This window comes from Elstera litoralis (assembly GCF_000963705.1).
Classification (GTDB): domain Bacteria; phylum Pseudomonadota; class Alphaproteobacteria; order Elsterales; family Elsteraceae; genus Elstera; species Elstera litoralis.
Genome location: NZ_LAJY01000457.1, coordinates 1 through 1,758, shown reverse-complemented (window position 1 = coordinate 1,758; position 1,758 = coordinate 1). Strand labels below are relative to the sequence as shown.

Here is a 1,758-nt window from a genome sequence, read left to right as displayed (position 1 = left end):
GATGCCGGCAGATAAAGCCTTCGCTCAGAAGTTAAAAGACTCGGGCGCGACAATTCATTACTCGGAAATTAATGCCGAGCAAGACCGCTCGAAACTCGCAACGGCGATCCGCGTTGTCGAGGGCGATATTGCCGCTAAGAAGTTCGATTTGATCTATAGCTACGGCACGGTTTCGACGCAGGTTACCAAGGCGACGGTGAAAAATAACACGCCGGTTGTTTTCAATATCGTCTTCGATCCGGTCGGGGCCAATCTGGTTGCCAGCAAAGAAGCGCCCGGTGCCAATATGACCGGCGTGACCAATGGCGTGCCGATCACGATGCAGTTCGACACTTTCACCAAGCTGAAGCCGATCAAGGATCTGCTGGTTCTGTTCAACTCGCGCGAACCGAACTCGAATATCATCGAGCGCGAAGTGCGCGAGTGGGCACAGAAGGCGGGCGTGAATGTGATCTCGCGCCGCGTGACCCCCGATACCACCGCCCTCAAGGACGTGCTGGAAGAGATCAAATCGGGCAAGATTGTCGCCGATTCGCTCTACGCCGGGGCCGATAATTACCTCGCGTCGGTTGCGAAGGAAGTGCAGGACGCCGTCGGCGATAAGGTCCGTCTCTATGGCGGCACGCAAACCTACACGCTGGCGGGTTGGCTCGCGGCCTATGTGCCGTCGAACGAGGCGATGGGCCATGCCGCCGCCGAACAAGCCCTGAAGATTTTCAAAGGGGCCGACCCCGCCACGCTGCCGGTTATTCTACCGAAGCCGCAACTGTTCGTGTCGGAAGCCGCTGCCAAACAGCACGGCATTACGCCGCCGACGGAAGCCGCGCTGGAAAGCTAAGCCGACGAGGATAAGTGTCGGCGAGAGGGGCCAGGAAATTTCCTGGCCCTTTTCTTATTAGCGATGCACGTAAAACAGCAGTAAATCCCGGCGCATTCCCTCGATCTGGATTGGCTCGACGCCGTGAAAACTATCGTCGGATTTTACGAACATATACAGGCTGTTCGGCAGAAACGGGGCCGTCCAGACTTTATCGAAGTCGGCGAACCCGTGGTGCGGGCCGCCCCAGCAGCGGAAATCGCGCTGTTTCGGCAAGTAGAGGGTGGTGCCGCAGGGGGCGTAGCGCGCGTCTTCCGGTAGGTAGAACAGCAGGGTGATGAGGTTCTTCGGGTCGGACGTGTGGATTTTCACCCCGTCCGAACTAGCATCACGCACGAGGATCATGTCGCGCTTGATCGACGTCGGCCAAACCGCGCCTTCCGCCGCAAGCCGCGCGTCGATGGCCTCGCGGAAATGGGCGACCAGCGTTTCGGCAAACTCGGCATCGAAAACCCGGTCGAACAGGCTTTGCCAGAAGTCGCCCACCGCAGGGCTGACGCGCGCTTTATGCGGGGCATCGAGCAAAAAGCCCGACCGCATCCCGTAATCGCCCTCCGCCGCCTTACCCGTCGCGCCAAGCGGGGTATAGGCCTCGGCAGGGGGGAGATGCGCCCGGAGGCTGTCGTAAAACGGCTCGGAAAAGACGGGACTAATATAGGAATGCCCATGCGGCCAGGGGCGGCGCGGCGTATTCAGTATATTGTATAGAACTGTTTGTTTTTCTAAGGCATGGTCGCTCATGGGTTAATCTCACTCCTATAGGTTTTGCAAAAATCGAGATATGCAGATAAAGAGAAGAAGGTGTTTATTAAGATTTATACAGATGAGGAATCAGTATAAAATGAAAATATCTTCTCTATAATTCGCATTCCTCGATATTC

Annotated in this window: 2 protein-coding genes; one reads left to right on the top strand and one right to left on the bottom strand. The window is 56.7% G+C overall.

Annotated elements, in window-relative coordinates:
• Positions 1 to 838, top strand: an 838-nt coding sequence (locus VZ95_RS15710) for an ABC transporter substrate-binding protein (RefSeq protein WP_045776701.1), incomplete at its 5' end; no start/stop codon positions are given.
• Positions 839 to 895: 57 nt separating this feature from the next.
• On the opposite strand, the gene VZ95_RS15705 is transcribed toward VZ95_RS15710, so the two are convergent.
• Positions 896 to 1,618: a hypothetical protein gene (locus VZ95_RS15705; protein ID WP_045776700.1), complete on the bottom strand. Its 723-nt coding sequence runs from the start codon at positions 1,616 to 1,618 to the stop codon at positions 896 to 898.
• Positions 1,619 to 1,758 lie beyond the last annotated feature (140 nt).

What these genes read in the sequence shown, in the direction of transcription:
- VZ95_RS15705 (WP_045776700.1), bottom strand. Translation starts at nt 1,618, where the DNA reads ATGAGCGACCATGCCTTAGAAAAACAAACAGTTCTATACAATATACTG.